At 36.3% G+C, this 15,879-nt stretch carries 12 protein-coding genes and 1 pseudogene; 7 read left to right on the top strand and 6 right to left on the bottom strand.

Going from position 1 to position 15,879, the window contains the following annotated elements:
- Nucleotides 1-177 precede the first annotated feature (177 nt).
- Both HYB91_RS06910 and HYB91_RS06905 read left to right on the top strand, forming a co-directional pair.
- Nucleotides 178-1,659, top strand: coding sequence for a 4Fe-4S dicluster domain-containing protein (locus HYB91_RS06910; protein ID WP_002677807.1), 1,482 nt, complete (start codon nucleotides 178-180; stop codon nucleotides 1,657-1,659).
- Nucleotides 1,660-1,690: 31 nt separating this feature from the next.
- A pseudogene (locus tag HYB91_RS06905) lies at nucleotides 1,691-2,658 on the top strand (AAA family ATPase); the annotation flags it as partial.
- Between the two features lie 69 nt (nucleotides 2,659-2,727).
- Here the strand turns inward: HYB91_RS06905 and HYB91_RS06900 are convergent.
- Nucleotides 2,728-3,063, bottom strand: a complete 336-nt coding sequence (locus tag HYB91_RS06900; protein ID WP_002677814.1) for a helix-turn-helix domain-containing protein — start codon at nucleotides 3,061-3,063, stop codon at nucleotides 2,728-2,730.
- 179 nt (nucleotides 3,064-3,242) lie between these two features.
- Between HYB91_RS06900 and HYB91_RS06895 the strand changes: the two genes are divergently transcribed.
- Nucleotides 3,243-5,345: a site-specific DNA-methyltransferase gene (locus HYB91_RS06895; RefSeq protein WP_002677815.1), complete on the top strand. Its 2,103-nt coding sequence runs from the start codon at nucleotides 3,243-3,245 to the stop codon at nucleotides 5,343-5,345.
- A 15-nt stretch (nucleotides 5,346-5,360) separates the two neighbouring features.
- Complete coding sequence (locus HYB91_RS06890) at nucleotides 5,361-8,156, top strand: DEAD/DEAH box helicase family protein (protein WP_002677816.1); 2,796 nt, start codon at nucleotides 5,361-5,363, stop codon at nucleotides 8,154-8,156.
- A 6-nt stretch (nucleotides 8,157-8,162) separates the two neighbouring features.
- Here the strand turns inward: HYB91_RS06890 and HYB91_RS06885 are convergent, their stop codons facing one another.
- The 4 genes from HYB91_RS06885 to HYB91_RS06870 all read right to left on the bottom strand — a co-directional run bounded on the left by HYB91_RS06885 (nucleotide 8,163) and on the right by HYB91_RS06870 (nucleotide 12,304).
- A complete protein-coding gene (locus HYB91_RS06885) occupies nucleotides 8,163-8,720 on the bottom strand; it encodes a TIGR01440 family protein (RefSeq protein WP_002677817.1) in 558 nt (185 codons plus the stop codon).
- 25 nt (nucleotides 8,721-8,745) lie between these two features.
- A complete protein-coding gene (gene purL / locus HYB91_RS06880) occupies nucleotides 8,746-11,592 on the bottom strand; it encodes a phosphoribosylformylglycinamidine synthase subunit PurL (protein ID WP_002677818.1) in 2,847 nt (948 codons plus the stop codon).
- Between the two features lie 128 nt (nucleotides 11,593-11,720).
- Entirely contained in the window at nucleotides 11,721-12,122 is a 402-nt protein-coding gene (locus HYB91_RS06875) for a type II toxin-antitoxin system HicB family antitoxin (RefSeq protein WP_252830115.1), read from the bottom strand.
- Nucleotides 12,122-12,304, bottom strand: a complete 183-nt coding sequence (locus HYB91_RS06870) for a type II toxin-antitoxin system HicA family toxin (protein WP_002668586.1) — start codon at nucleotides 12,302-12,304, stop codon at nucleotides 12,122-12,124. Before HYB91_RS06870 ends, HYB91_RS06875 begins: the two co-directional genes overlap by 1 nt.
- Before the next feature lie 374 nt (nucleotides 12,305-12,678).
- Here HYB91_RS06870 and HYB91_RS06865 point away from each other — a divergent pair, with 374 nt between their 5' ends.
- On the top strand, nucleotides 12,679-14,181 hold the full coding sequence (locus HYB91_RS06865) for a transglutaminase domain-containing protein (protein ID WP_252508198.1): 1,503 nt from the start codon (nucleotides 12,679-12,681) through the stop codon (nucleotides 14,179-14,181).
- On the opposite strand, the gene HYB91_RS06860 is transcribed toward HYB91_RS06865, so the two are convergent.
- Complete coding sequence (locus tag HYB91_RS06860; protein WP_002677821.1) at nucleotides 14,178-14,879, bottom strand: DNA alkylation repair protein; 702 nt, start codon at nucleotides 14,877-14,879, stop codon at nucleotides 14,178-14,180. The two genes, HYB91_RS06865 and HYB91_RS06860, sit on opposite strands and share 4 nt — an antisense overlap.
- Before the next feature lie 98 nt (nucleotides 14,880-14,977).
- Here HYB91_RS06860 and HYB91_RS06855 point away from each other — a divergent pair, with 98 nt between their 5' ends.
- A complete protein-coding gene (locus tag HYB91_RS06855; RefSeq protein WP_002677822.1) occupies nucleotides 14,978-15,250 on the top strand; it encodes a BrnA antitoxin family protein in 273 nt (90 codons plus the stop codon).
- Between the two features lie 28 nt (nucleotides 15,251-15,278).
- A complete protein-coding gene (locus HYB91_RS06850) occupies nucleotides 15,279-15,869 on the top strand; it encodes a hypothetical protein (protein WP_002677823.1) in 591 nt (196 codons plus the stop codon).
- Nucleotides 15,870-15,879: the final 10 nt, after the last annotated feature.

The raw sequence follows: 15,879 nt of genomic DNA, 5'->3' as shown, positions 1-15,879 counted from the left end.
GTTTATAAAATCTTTATTCGTAAACTTGATGGCCTTGATGATAACTTTATTTTTATTATTTGTCAATACTGGTTTGTAAATTCATAAAACCTCCGACTATTTTCTGCTGCTTCATCCCCCTTGACTACATAAATATTTTTTTATATACATTTAATGTGCCGTCTTTTAGGGGAGAGTATGCTTAACATAAATAATAACACATCTAATATTAAAAGAGAAATTCTTGTACGTATTGCCAAGCTCCAGTTCGAAGGTAAGCTTCAAGAAGGAGTTCACTATATTCCGAGAGAAATGGTTCCGCGAAACAGTACACCTATAAGGTGCTGTATTTTTCATGACAGAGAAATAATGAGGCATCGGGTAATTGCAAGGCTCGGCTGTTCTTTGGAAAATTATGATGAAGAAAAGACCTTGGCTCAATTTGCAAAAGAAGCTTTAGAAAGAGAAAAGCCGACATGGCCCATGCTCACCGTTTTGGATGAGGCCTGTAATGCCTGCGTAAAAAGCAAATATATGATTACAAATGCTTGTCAAGCCTGCGTTGCCCGTCCCTGCATGATGAACTGCCCTAAAACCGCTATAGCGATTTCGGGAGGAAGAGCCCGTATTGATGAAGAAAAATGTATAAACTGCGGTATCTGTTTAAAAAACTGCCCCTACCATGCAGTTATAAAAATTCCAGTTCCCTGTGAAGAAGCCTGTCCGGTGGGCGCTATCTCAAAAGACGAAAACGGAAAAGAAAGGATCGATTACCATAAATGTATCTTTTGCGGAAACTGTATGAGGGAATGTCCTTTTGGTGCCATGATGGATAAGGGGCAGATTGTGGATGTCATAAAACATTTAATGAGCGGAAAAAAAGTTTCCGCCCTCTATGCCCCTGCGGTTGCAGCCCAGTTTAAGGCCGTTCCGGGACAGCTTGAGTCTGCCTTAAAAAAAGCCGGCTTCAATAAGGTCTGGGAGGTAGCTATAGGTGCGGACATAACGGCTGACCGTGAAGCTTCCGAGTTTGAAGAGAGAATGGAACACGGACATATCTTAATGACTACATCCTGCTGTCCTGCCTATGTCAGGGCAGTAAAAAAACACGTTCCGGCCCTTGTCCCCTGTATCTCGGATACAAGAAGCCCGATGCACTATACGGCCGAATTGGCAAAAAAAGAAGATCCCGACTGTGTTACAGTATTTATAGGTCCCTGTCTTGCAAAGAGGAGAGAGGGCTTGGAAGATGAGTTTGTAGACTATGTTTTGTCGATAGAAGAATTGGGAGCCTTGCTGACTGCCAAAGAAATAGATATTTCCAAGGAAGAAGCCTTGCCCGGAAAAATTACGCCGACCTCTTCGGGAAGGGGCTTTGCAGCCTCAGGCGGAGTTGCCGAAGCTGTAAGAGTTCGTCTTAAAAAACCTGAAAACCTCCGGCCCGTGCTTATAAACGGCCTTAATAAAGAAGGAATGAAACAGCTTGCCTATTATGGTAAAATTCAAAGCGGAGAGCTTCCTCATGATTCGTCTACGCCCAACCTTGTAGAAGTTATGTCATGTGAAGGCGGCTGCATAGGCGGGCCTTCGGTTATCACAAACCAAAAACTTGCCGCAAGCCAACTAAAAAAATACGCAGACGAAGGACTTTCTTATTCGAGGGAAAAAGATTTAATGTAGATTTTCTCCGCAACCTTTGATTGCAGGTTTCCGGCAGACTGTTATTCTGATAGATGAATATGATAAGTCTCTACTTCAAACTATGTGGAAAGATGAAGCCTTAAACGAAACCTACCTCACAATTTTTAAAAGTTTTTTCGGGGTTATAAAAAGTGCAGACCAATACCTCCGCTTTGTCTTTTTAACCGGAGTTACAAAGTTCAGTAAGGTCAGCATATTCAGCGATTTAAATAACTTACAGGATTTAAGTCTATTATCGGATTACTCTGCTGTCTGCGGTATTTCGCAAGAAGAACTTGAAGCCGATTTTAAACCAGAGATTGCAACCCTCGCAGAAAATAATAGCTTGACTTATGAGGAAGCTCTTGCAAAGTTAAAGCAAAGATATGACGGTTACCTTTTTGCAAGAAAGGGAAAGGCAATGTATAATCCTTTGCCCATTCTTTTCCAATCGGGATATTTGACAATTAAAGATTATAACGATTTTTCAAGACTTTACCGCTTAGGTTTTCCGGATGATAAGGTCAGGTACGGATTTTGGATAAATTGTTGCCTGCTTACACTTCAATAAGAGCCGATAAAACGGGACTTTCAATTTGGGAATTCTACGAGCAAATTGAAGCCGAAGATGTAGACGGCTTTATGCAAAAGATGAAGGGAATAATTTCGGTAGTACCATACGATAACTTAACCGAAAAGTATTTAGCCTTGCGTGAACAAAACTATCAGACGGCGGTTTATCTTGTGTTCACTCTTATGAATCAGTTTGTGTATACGGAAGTGCAGTGTGCAACCGGACGGGCTGATTGTGTTGTTGAATTCAAGGATAAGATTTATATCTTCGAGTTCAAGCCGACTTCAAACGGAAACACAGAAGATGCCGTAAAACAAATCAAAGAAAAAGGATACAAAGACATGTACTCAGGCAGTGGTAAAAAAATTATAGCAATCGGTTCAAGTTTTGATGAAGAAAAACGTACTATTGCAGACTGGCGGTAGAAAACTTTAATACTTGTTTTTTACCGGAATTTAATACTTATTGTTGTGCTTGTGTTGATTGAAAATGTTTTATTTGCCTGAAGCATCACTTAAGTAATTGTCTAAGGTGTCCATCAAATCATTTAAATTTTTTCTTAAGTTCTTCATCAAATTTTTTGTTCGTCTTGTGTCATATGCTATGGTTTTATCTTGCGGGAGCAATAATTCAAATGGTTGTACTTTTAATGCCTCTGCAAGGGAGCTCAGTGTATAAAATGAGCCCCATTTTTTTCCTGTTTCTATAGCGCTCAAATACTTCTCGGTAATGCCTGTTTTTTCTGCAAGCTGTGCTTGAGTTAAATTTAATTTTTCTCTCAATTCCCGAATATTTTTCGAGTAAATTTCTTGTAGATTTTTTTCATTCATTTTATAAAATTAAATAGAAAGCTAAAGTAATGCAACTATATAATAGATAGAAATATAATTCTATTAGATATAATATACTATCTAAAAGTTTAAGTACTGAGATGATAATACCGACAATTAGAAGGTGAAGTCCTTCTTATAGGGGGATTATACAAATTAATCTAAAATGAGGCCTTACAATGACAGTTGAATCAAATGCTTTAAAATCAAAGGTGGAAAAAATTTTAAAATCGATTCCTGACTTTATTACCAAAGAAAGTCAATTAAAATTAAATGTTATAAAACTGGCGGCAGAAAAAGGAGACAGTAGATTACTGGCTGAATTAATGAAAAATAAGGGAATGAAAGAAGTATTTTTCACTCCTGTGCTGGATAGTTTTGTTTTTAATAGCAGTAAATTTAAAGAAATACTTGAATACGGTTCAGGCTGTAATTCTTATTCAAAATATTTGGGTAAAGAGATAGGGCTTTATATGGGCGATGAAGCTTTGACGGAAAGAAATGAGGTTGTACTTAATTTTCCTTTTAAAGACTGTATTCTTGAGGGCGGGCAAAGTAAAGAGGGTGGTATAGATATAGGGTTTGAATGGAATGAAACAAAAAATGACTTTACTGAAAATGTGGTTAAGCCAAAAAAGAATCATGAATATATTGAAAGACGTGAAATTTTTTATAATGAAGTTTTAGCCCATGATGAAATAGATAATCTTTTGAGTCCGAAAGCCTTTTGTAATGCAAAACTTTATAAGAAAAATGGAAATAAAAAATGCACCTCTTTTACTCGCGATGTAAATCTTAATCGAGAAAGAGGTCTTCCGGATAATACAATTACCGATAATTTAATTATAAAGGGAAATAATCTTTTGGCTCTGCATTCTTTAAAAAAGGAATTTGCCGGAAAGGTAAAATTAATTTATATCGATCCTCCTTATAATACCGGAAATGACGGATTTAAATATAATGATAATTTTAATCATTCCACTTGGCTGACCTTTATGAAAAATAGACTTGAAATTGCTAGAAATTTATTAAAGGATGATGGTTGTATTTTTGTTCAATGTGATGATAATGAACAGGCTTATTTAAAAGTATTAATGGATAGTATTTTCGGAAGGGATAATTTTGTCACTTGCTTTATTTGGGAAAAAACTCAACATTTTGGTAAGCAAAAAATAAATTATTATTCAAATAAAGAGTATGTTATTTGTTTTGCAAAACAGCTTAGAGTGGGAGATGGAACGATAAAAAGACTTTTAATTGAGAATATACAAACAGAATTTGAAGATGCTCCATTGTATAATGAAAGTAATAATAAGCAGATACTTGAATTCAAAAAGGGAGCATGTGAATTTAATATAGAAGATGGTGTATATACTGAAAGTGAAGATCCAGATAAATATGAATTACTAGATAATGTAGTTGTAAAAAATGGTAAAAATAAAAATATGTTTCGTATGGCATTTAAAAGCCGATGGACTAATGATACTCTACAAGAAGCCTTAGCTGAAGGAGGCACTATATTAATAAAATCTAAAAAATTTTCCCCAAGAATAATTTATGGAGGTAATAAAATATCCATTGTCTCTCCTAAAACAATTATTTTTACTAATGGTAATAATCCTTTATGTAGTGAATATAAAAATATCAAAGTTGGCACAACTGAAAATGGAAGTACCGAATTGAGAAATTTATTTTCTTGCAAGGTTTTTGATTATCCAAAACCTGAAAGTTTTTTATCTTACATAGTAGGTATATCTACGCAGGTCAGTGATATCGTTCTTGACTTTTGCTTAGGTTCGGGAACAACAGCTGCTGTTGCTCATAAAATGAATAGGCAGTATATAGGTGTTGAACAAATGGATTACATAGAAACTATTGCTGTAGAAAGACTAAAAAAAGTTATTGAAGGTGAGCAAGGCGGTATTTCAAAACAAGTAGATTGGCAAGAAGGAGGTTCTTTTATTTACTTGGAACTCGCAGAAAAAAATGAGGAAGCAGTCCGGCTTATTTCATCATGTAAAAATCTTGATGAGCTTATTAGTCTTTTTGATATTTTAACAAAAAAATATTTTCTGCATTATAATGTCAGTATAAATAAATTCCGTGAAGAGATATGTGAAAAAGCGGAATTTAAATTGTTGCCGTTAGAAAAACAAAAAGAAATGTTTATTAGAATATTAGATCTAAATCAGCTCTATATAAATGCGGATGATCGGTATGACGAAAATACAGGTCTAAAAAAAGAAGACATCGCTATTACCGAAAATTTTTATCAACTGTAATACAAAGAGGTAAAAATGCTTTTTAAAGATTTAAAATCACTTGCATATGAGTATGAAATTTCTAAGATAGAACCAAAAGATTATTCATATATTACCGAAAATTTAAAATATCCTTTTTATGAATGGCAGAAAGAGGCCTTTGAATTATTTTTACTTAATGAAAGGATTAGAGATGCAAAACTTATAAAAAATGAATCTATTCCTCCTCTTCACCTAATGTTTAATATGGCAACCGGAAGCGGAAAAACACTTTTGATGGCAGCTCTGATTTTATACTATTATAAAAAAGGTTATCGGTGTTTTGTTTTTTTCGTTAATCAAAATGCAATTTTGGGAAAGACACAGGATAATTTTATAAATCAAAATCACAGTAAATATCTTTTTAAAGAAAATATTGTTATTGATGGAAAACGGATTCATCTTCGTGAAGTGGAAATATTTGGAAAATCTTCAGATGATATTCAAATTAAATTTACAACAATTCAAAAGCTGCATAATGATATTTATAAGGAAAGTGAAAATGCTCTTTTGCTTTCCGATTTACAAAAACGAGATTTAGTTTTGTTGGGTGATGAGGCTCATCACTTAAATGCAGATGCAAAAAAGCAAAAAGAACAGACAGACTTTGAAGATATTTCATTTATTGGGGAGATTAGCGGTAATTCTTTTACAAAAAAATTTAATGAAAAAATTGAAAAATCTTGGGAAAATACTATATGTCATTATATTTTTAATAAGGGTGTAAAAAATTCATTACATAATAATGTTCTTCTTGAGTTTACTGCTACAATTCCTGATATAGATTCAATACATAAAAAATATGACGATAAGATTATTTTCCGGTTTGATTTAAAGGATTTTGTCCAAAATGGATATACAAAACATATTAGGCTTGTGCGGTCAAATCTTGGATATAAAGAAAGGATTTTACAAGCCTTATTGCTTAATTGGTATCGTTATCGCATTGCTGCTGAGGCCGGTATACCTAATTTTAAGCCTATTATTCTTTTCAGAAGTAAAGAAATTAATGACTCAAGAAAAGACTATGCTGATTTCATTAAATTGTGTAAAAACTTGACTGAAAGAGATTTTTTATTTATAAATAAATTAAATAAGAATAATTTGGATAATGCAGACGATACTTCTTCAGATATACATATACTAAATAATTCCATTTTTGATAGAATTACTGCATATATGCGTGATAAGAAAATTTCTTTTTCAGATGTTGTTCTATATATAAAAGAAACTTTTTCAGAAAGAAATATTATTATAACAAATAGTAAAGATGGAAAAAATGAAAAAACATCTCCTGAAAAGGATAAATTATTAAATAGTCTTGAAGATTTTGATAATCATATCCGGGCTATTTTTACAGTGAACCGTTTAACGGAAGGCTGGGATGTATTAAATCTTTACGATATTGTGAGATTATATGAGGGTCGGGATACCAACACAAAAAATAAAAAAGCCGGCGCTGCAACAACAAGTGAAGTGCAATTAATCGGACGCGGAGTTAGATATTATCCTTTTATATATAAAGATAAAGAAAAAAATAAGCGTAAATTTGATAATGATTTACAAAATAAGTTAAGAATTCTTGAAGAATTCTACTTTCATAGTAATGAAGATCATAGATATATTAATGAATTATCAAATGAGTTAAAAAATCAAGGATTAATTTATGAAAACCGTACTGCTAAAACTATTGGCATAAAATCATCTTTGCAAAAAAAACTTAACGATATGTATATTTTTATCAATGAGAGAATAGAAAATCCTAAAAGAAAATTAAAAAAACTGCCTCAAGATTTTAAAAATTTTCCTCCCTTTGAGTATAAAATTATAACAGGTCTTTATTCTGAAGTTCGTTTTGTTAATTTTGATAAAAATGATGATGATTATATTGCAGCCGATACCGGAAAGTTTCAAACAAAAAGAATTAGTATTTGTGATATGGATCTTCATATTTTACAAAAAGCAATACATAGATTAAACAACCACCCTGAATCATATTACAGTTTTGAAAATCTAAGAAAAAGATTTGACATTAAAGGAATGAATAGTTTTTTTGAATTCTTAAAAGATGTAAAAATTGAATTAAGTTATGATACTGAATTTGAAGATATACCAAATAAGAATCTGGTTGATTTTTGTGAAAAATTCTTTTTATATATTCAAAAAGAACTTGAAACTTACGATAAACCATATAACGGTTCTGATTTTAAATTGGTAAAATTTTCGGATATTTTTTCCTTTACAGAAGAATCCGGAAAAACATGTCTTACAAAAGAAAAATTGATTCTGATTGATGAATCAAAATATGACACAGTTGAGAACCGTATGCTGGAAAAAGAAATTTGTTCATCTGCTTGTAATTGGTATTTGATGACCGATTTTTGGGGTACAGCGGAAGAACGCAATTTAATACGGTATATAGAAGATCATATCAAAAATCTTTCGGAAAATTATGATGCTATTCAGTTACTTAGGAATGAACAAGTATATAAAATTTTTTCGTTTGACAACGGAGAAGGTTTCCAGCCGGATTTTCTTTTGTTTTTGCACGGAAAAACTGAAAAGAAAAATACCTGTTATCAAGTATTTATAGAACCTAAAGGAAGTCATTTAATTGAAGCCGATAAATGGAAAGAGGATTTTCTTATTCAAATTACTGAGAGGTATGGTATTGAGCCAATAAGCTTTATAAAAAATGATCCTTATGTTTTAATAGGACTCCCGTTTTTTAACGGAACTGATTCCGAATTAAAGGAAAAATTTAACAGAGAATTCACAAGAGTTATTGGATAGCAAAAACTATCCTCTTTCATACACGGCTCTTTCGCCGCCGATCAATTTGGGGCGGCTTTTGAGGGCTGTGAGCCTCGCCGAGCCTATGTACTTGGTTTTGAGCCTTACGGGGACTTGCACAAATTTTACATGCATTCCGATTTCGGTGTCTCCTATGTCCATGCCGGCATGGGCCCTTACGTGTTCTATCATAACCGGAGACTTAAAAAGATTGTAGGCGGCGAGGGATGCGGCTCCTCCTGCGTGGAGGGCGGGAACTACGGACACCTCTTCAAAGCCGTATTTTTCTTGAGATTCCTTTTCGATAACGAGAGCTCGGTTTATGTGTTCGCAGCCTTGAACCGCCAAAAAGATTCCCTTAGGTTCAAGGACTGAAAGCAGGGCGGAGACTATTGTTCTTCCGGCTTCTTCATTTGAGGCCTTACCGATTACTCCTCCCGAAACCTCGCTGGTGCTGCAGCCTAGAACAAGTATGTCTCCGGCTTTTAAAGAAGCCGCTTCAAGAAGCTCATTTAAGGCGGCTATAGTTTCTTCTTTTATTTTTTCTAAATCGATCCCGCTCATATTTTCTTGCCCTTAAATTAACTTTTTAAAGTTTTAATCCTGTCTTTCCGCAGGTTTTTCCTATCTCGTAAATTGAAGCACCTTCCATTTCCTTTTCAAAGGCCGAACGGTTTTCTTCCTTTATTTCTACAATAAGACAGCCTGTGGTTTCCCCAAAGAGGCTTGCAATCCTTGAAGCTCCCAGCCTTGTGTAGAAGTCTTTTTTTAACTCGGCTCCTATGCCGCTTAAACACATTTCGTAGAGGGCGGCAGCAAGGCCTCCTTCGCTTAGGTCGTGGCATGAAAGCACCAAGCCCTTCATTATATTGGAGTGAAGTTTTTTATAAAGTTCAGCCGCTTCTTTTTTAAAGGGTGGAACGGCAGCGCTTTCTCCTGAAGGAATGCCGAAAAGTTCTGCAAAAACCGAGCCGCCGAAAGAAAATTGAGGTTTACCTACGAGGTAAATAGCCGAACCTTCTTTTTTAAAGTCAGAGCCCGGAACCTTTCCGATGTCGGGAACTATTCCCATCGCCGATATTAAAAGTGACGGCGGAATGGAAACTCTTTTTCCCTCTGAGCTTAGGTATTCGTTATTAAAGGAATCCTTTCCCGAAATAAAGGGGGTCTTAAAGACGAGGGCTGTGTCATAGCAAGAGCGTGCCATTTCTATCAGAGCCCACATGGTTTCGGGACGGTTGGGATCTCCTAAGCAAAAGTTATCGAGGATGGCTGTTTTTTCGGGGTCTGCTCCGGCTGCAACGGCATTTCGGACAGCTTCGTCTATCGCACTTGCTGCGGCTGCATAAGGATCCAAAAGTCCCTGCCTCGGATTTAAGGCATTTGAGATAGCAACGGCTTTTTTACCTTCCGTTTCCATGGGCTTTATAACGGCTGCGTCCTGAGGCACATTTCCTTCAGGGCCGTCGTATGGGCGTAGAATTGTTCCGCCTTGAACCTCATGGTCGTAAAGCCTTACTATGTCTTCTTTTGAATTTACGGCATGATGATTTATCACAGCCTTTAGAGCCGCATTCAGATCGGGTTCCTTATATTCAGGATATTTTATAAAAGGTTTTCCATTTTTTGGAGGAGCCGCTTTTAGTTTTCTCTGCGGCGGGCCCGAATGTAAAAAGCCGCATGAAAGATTTATTATTTCCTTTTCGCCGAAGCGTACCCTTAAAACGGCATCTCCGGTAAAACGGCCGAGGTTTGTTAATTCCACATCGTTGGCATCGCAAAGTTTTTGTAAGGCTTCAAGTTTGTCATCGGGAACGGCGATAACCATTCTTTCTTGTGCCTCCGAAAGCCAGAGCTCCCATGGGGCAAGCCCCTGATATTTTACGGGGATTTTTGCAAGGTCTACATCGCAGCCGAGTGTCGAAGCCATTTCGCCTACGGCAGAAGAATAACCTCCCGCTCCGCAGTCGGTAATTGCAGAATAAAGACCTTGATCGCGGGCATCTATAAGAACTTCCGCTACTTTTTTTTGAATTATAGGTTCTCCAATTTGAACCGATGAGCCTGCAACATCGCCGGTGCTTGCATCCATTACCATCGAAGAAAATGTAGCTCCCCTAAGACCGTCCCGTCCCGTTTTTCCGCCTAAAGAAATAATATGATCTCCGGCCGAGGGCTTTGTGCGGTGCTTGCCTCTGGGAGTAATACCTGCACATCCGCAGTAGACTAAAGGATTTGAAGCATAAGCCTCGTGGTAGTGAACGCCTCCGTTTACGGTCGGAATGCCCATCTTGTTTCCGTAGTCCTTAACTCCTTCTATAACGCCTGAGATTATGCGTTTAGGATGAAGGGTTCCCTTGGGAACATTTTCTGCCGGAGTGTCGGGATGGCCGAAGCAAAGGACATCGGTTACGGCGAAGGGTCGGGCTGAAACGCCCATAACATCTCTGATAACGCCGCCGACTCCCGTATTGGCTCCTCCGAAGGGTTCGATAGCGGAAGGATGATTATGAGTTTCCGCCTTAAAGGAAACTTCGTATTTTTCGTCAAATTCGATAATACCGGCATTGTCCACAAAGGAGGAGAGCACCCAAGGAGCATCGATGTCGTCGGTTGCCTTTTTGATATAGGTTTTAATTATGCTGTTTACGCAAAGACCGGGATAGGCTTTTTTTTGCTCCTCTGTTAGAGAGGTGCCGTCAATGTCTATTTTTGCCTTAAAGGTTTTATGAACGCAGTGCTCGCTCCAAGTTTGGGCTATGGTTTCAAATTCCGCATCGGTACAAGGCCGTTTTTCCGTCTTGTAGAATTCCCTGATAGCCCTCATCTCGTAAATATCCAAGGCAGCCCGCCTTTCATTTGAGAGGGCTAAAAGTTCCTCATCGTTCATGGAGGCTATGTCTATGAGTTCAACTCTTGTATTAGGCTCATTTTTTCCGTCATGTTCATGAGCCCATGCAGGTTCTACAAAACCTATTTTATACTGTTCTATAACATCATTGCATAAAAGGCTTTTTGCAATCTTTTCTATTTCGGATTGGGTTAGTTCGCCCTGAATATCGTAGGCTTTTCCGCTGGTAATTTCTTCAACGCCGCGAATACCGAGTTCTTTGACGGCCCTCAAGGCCTCGCGTGAAGATGAGTCCGTAACTCCCGGCTTTAAGGCTGTTTCGATATGGAAAATATTTTTTTTATCTTCTATTATAAAGCCTTCGGTTTGGCTGTACTCATAAAGCTCATCGCAAAACAAAAAGTCGGCCAGTACCTTTTTTTCTTCATTTGAAAGATCTCCGCGTACAAAATAAAGGGCTTCGGTATTTATTTCTTTAACGGCTTTAAAGCCGAGAACATGGGCCTGCTTTAAGAGCTCTTCATTTTTGGGTATTTGAAAGTGTAAGCCTTCTTTGCTTTTAACACAAAATCGGTAAATATTCATAGACAACCTCTTAACTTCCGGTGGATTTTGAACGATTCTATATTGTTAAGTATACTTGAAGCGAGGGAAAAATTCAAGGTAGGGGCGGAGTGTTGAGTTTGGAATTTGGTGGGGAAAATTTTTATGGTTTAAAAATTTATAAATTTATAGTTAAATATTTTTTGCAATTTAGCTATTGTTTTTAGTGTCGGATTTGTTTTTTTAGGGTTTTCTAAATTCTGATATTGCTGATATGATATATTGAGTTTATCTGCTACTTCAATTTGCGTTTTATTTCCTCTGTTTTTACGAAGCATAATAGCAAATGCAATATTAGGTTCAACTTCAACAGCATATTCGGAGATAAAATTTGGAAGAGCTATTTTTATTCCACGTGATGTTTCACTTTCTAGAACTCCGTTTAATGCTTCTCTTGCCATTTCTAAGGCTTCTTTTTTTGTATAGCCAAAAGTAAAGACATGCGGCAGATCAGGAAAAGCAACATAATAAACTCCGTCTTCTTTTTTTAACGTACAGTAGTATTTCATCATCACTCCTTAATTCCGGCAAGGCGGAAAATATTTTTTACAGTGCCTATCGGCAAGTCTTTGCTTCCATGAACAGGTACAGGAATAGTTTTGTCACCTTTAATAAAGATATGATGTGAACCTTTTATTCTATCAATAGTCCATCCATTTTTCTTTAATATTTTGGTTATTTCTTTACCTGTCATATTTAGATAATACAATATATAAGTTGTATTGTCAAGAGATGAGAATAAATTTTTTATGTTTGAAGCTGCCGAAAATGCCAATCTTAATTTTTCGAAATAATTACAAAATGCTCTTAAAGCAAAAGTGCAGATAGGTTGTAACCAAACAATAATTTTATTTAAGAGCGAAGCTCTCCAAGATAGCAAAGGTTAATTAGGAATGGAGTGGTTGATAGAGATATTGAATAAAATCTGTTTTTTCAGTATATTTAAAAGTATTTATGAAAAAGCAACTAAAACAAACAGCATATATTTTTTTAGTCGCGCTTATAGTGTGCACCGTGTCCTGTTTGGACAATGTAAATAGAAACCTTGCTTTAACCAATAATGGAGGTATGGCTTTAAAACAGCCTAAAGAACCGCAACCTCAAAATCCGCAGCCGCCTTCCACTCCGCCGACAGGCGAAGAACACCATACGCCGCCCGAAAGCACACCCGGTGCCGAAGCAAAAAAACAAGTACTTTTTAAACGCCTTTTAAATGCGGCTCTACGTTTTGAAAAAACGGTCGATGTCGGTGATTTACACATAAGCTGCAAAACAGACAGCAATGGACAAAGCGAATGTAAAAAACTGTATTCAGATTTTTTGGATTATCTGGACGAAAATTCGCTTTTTCTCTTTCATTTGCCGCCGTCAAAAGATATTGCATATAAGTATAAAAACGATAATGAAGACGAAACAGCCTCGTATGAGCTTACCTTTCTTATAGAAAGCTCTACAGTCGACACAGACTATCAACGGCTTATAAAGGCTTTTGAAAAATTCTATAACGCCGTGCACGAAAGTATGTCGCAAGCGGAAATAAGTTATGCCTTGTACCGCGAACTGCAAAAAAACATTGTGTATGAAGTAAACTCAAGTTCGCAATACCAAAGGACGGCGGCAGGAGCGCTTTTGGACGGCAAAGGCGTATGTGAGGACTACAGTCTCAGTTATAAAAAACTGATGAACGGTGCAGGTATTCAAACAGTTTGTGTGGAAGGAAAAGACCGAGCCGTATATACGGAACCGACTGTAGCTCATATGTGGAACAGGATTAACCTTGACGGTCAATGGTACAATGCAGATGCAACATGGGATGATTATCCCTTTGCCGGACAATATCTGCGCTCACACTGCGAGGGAAAATATTTTTTAACATCGGACAGCCGTTTTTACGGAGCCGATGCGTTAAATCATCCGTTGATATATCAAAAATACCTGCCGGTGCCGGCTGCAAACGATGTCCGCTATGAAAGTACCGATTACATTTTCCGTAACGGAGATGAAAAAAGCGATCCGTTTTATCATCAAGGTTATTGGTACTATTTTTCGTACGAAGATATGAGTATTTACCGCAGCCGCTTTGACGGGAGCGATAAAAGAAGACTGTATCAAAAAATGTATCACACAAATAGCGCGGTCTATCAGCCCAATTATGCCAAACTACACAGAATCGAATTCGGCAAAGAAAAAATCTACTTTATAGATTATGCCGAAAACCATGGAGTAACTGGCAATGCTCTGTACGCAATTAGTTACGACGGTTCGTCCATGCAAAAACTCGGCGAGGCTCCATTGCCGTCGGATCTGCTCAAAGATGAAACCGACAAACCGGAACGAGAAGTGCCCGGAACTTTTGCATTGCGGACAGAGCTTTTACTGTCAAAAATAACCGATGCCTACTATCACGGAACTGAAGATTACTTTATTCCCGAAAACCCTGATAGAAAAAAATTTGTTACGGCCATACAAAAAGCCGAGAAGCTGTTACAAAATGCTCAGCCGGATGCATATGCAGCAAGGGAATTGTATACGGAACTGCGAAGTCTACGAATACGCAAAACTAAAAATTAGTTTTTCACCTTCATCGCTCTTAAAAGCTCTTTTACTTCTTTCGGAATGCGGTAGCTTTCGATGGCTTTTTGGATAGCTTTGTTGTGGGTGAAGGTATCAAGCTTTTTGTTTTCGATGTAGGGGAGGGCTGTTTTGTATTGCTTGATGAGGGCAAAGCTAAAATACCAAGCTATCATCATATTTATATAGTACTCATCGGATCTGATTTTTGAAACAAGTTCCAACATTTCGGGGCTAAAATGTTCATCGAGATAATTTGATAATAAAAGCCCGATGGCGTACCTAACGGTATAGGTATGCTTCGATTTTAGCCATACCAAAATTTTTTTGTAAATTTCTTCATGGTGTTTTTTGAATATCTTGGGAGAAAAGCTGTCGCAGGTTGCCCAATTGTCGATGTAGGGCAAAAATTTTTCGGTCTCTTTTACCGCTTCATTAAAATCTTTTATGTTTTCAATAAAAAAGCAGTGCAGATTGTTTTCTTCAAAATACTTGTGCGGCACGTCCTTCATAAAGTCCGAAACTTGTTCCGGCTCGGCCTTAAAAAACTCTTTTGCAAATTTATGCAGGACGGGAGTTCTGATGCCTATCATCGTATTTTCGTCAATATTGGGAATCAGCTTTTTATTAAAGTCTTTGTACTCTTTATCTTCAAAGGAAAAAAGTCTGGTTTGGATTAGTGTTTGTTTTGTTTTCATCAAAGCTATTATACCGCTTTTTTTGATTTTTGTCGAGGAGAAGAGGTTGGGCTTGACAAAATACTATCTTGTATATACAATAAAATGCGGAAAAATCGATGAATATTGCGGAAGCTAAGAAAAACTTAGCAAAAGAAAAAATTGAAGAATTAAAAGCTTTAAATGACAGACCTATAGATACTTCAGACATTCCTGAACTAACAAAAGCTGATTTTTTGGAAATGTACCGCCCTATTAAAAAGCCTTTATCAATAAGACTTGATTCCGATATTATTGCTTGGCTTAAATCATACGGAAAAGGTTACCAAAGCCGTATAAATACTATTTTAAGACAAGCTATGGATACCGATAAAAAAGCAAATGTTTTTTAACAATTAATATTATACCGGGAGGTTTTATATGAAACTTTTAAAAAAGAAATCTTTATGTATTTGTTTTGTGGTGTTGTTTTTTGCATTACAAGTTTTTGCAGGTGGTTATGGGAGTAATGATTTTATAATTGTGGATTCTGTAAGCAATATTGCATATTATTCCGTATCGGAAGGTACAAAGAAAAATTATTTTTCTGATCTTTCTATAGTTAATATACAGGTCAATGATATAAAGAAAAAACAAACTGTCTATATTTTTCCAAAAAACAATACCGATATAATCGATTTTTTTCTATTTGAAGAAAAATTAAATAACGCTCAAAATCGTATTGACTATAGTTCAAATACTAGTTCTTATTATGACAAATCTCATTCTATGGTAAAAAATAATGTTGATATAACAGACGGAAAAATTTCCGAAAATATCATAATAAAAACAAAGAGCAAAAACGGCGAGATAAAATTTTGGATTTGCAATAAGAGAGGTGCTAACTTAACCAATATCTATAAATACTCTGAAAAAGAATTTGTAAGATATTATCTTGATGCAAAACTAAAAAAAATCATTTTTATAAAACAGGTCGGACTTGAGAACATAATAACCGAAATTGATTATTAGGGAGAAGATA

This window comes from Treponema sp. B152, assembly GCF_024181665.1.
GTDB classification, from domain to species: domain Bacteria; phylum Spirochaetota; class Spirochaetia; order Treponematales; family Treponemataceae; genus Treponema_B; species Treponema_B denticola.
Note: the sequence above shows the minus strand (reverse complement) of the source record. Positions and strands in the feature narration are given on the sequence as shown.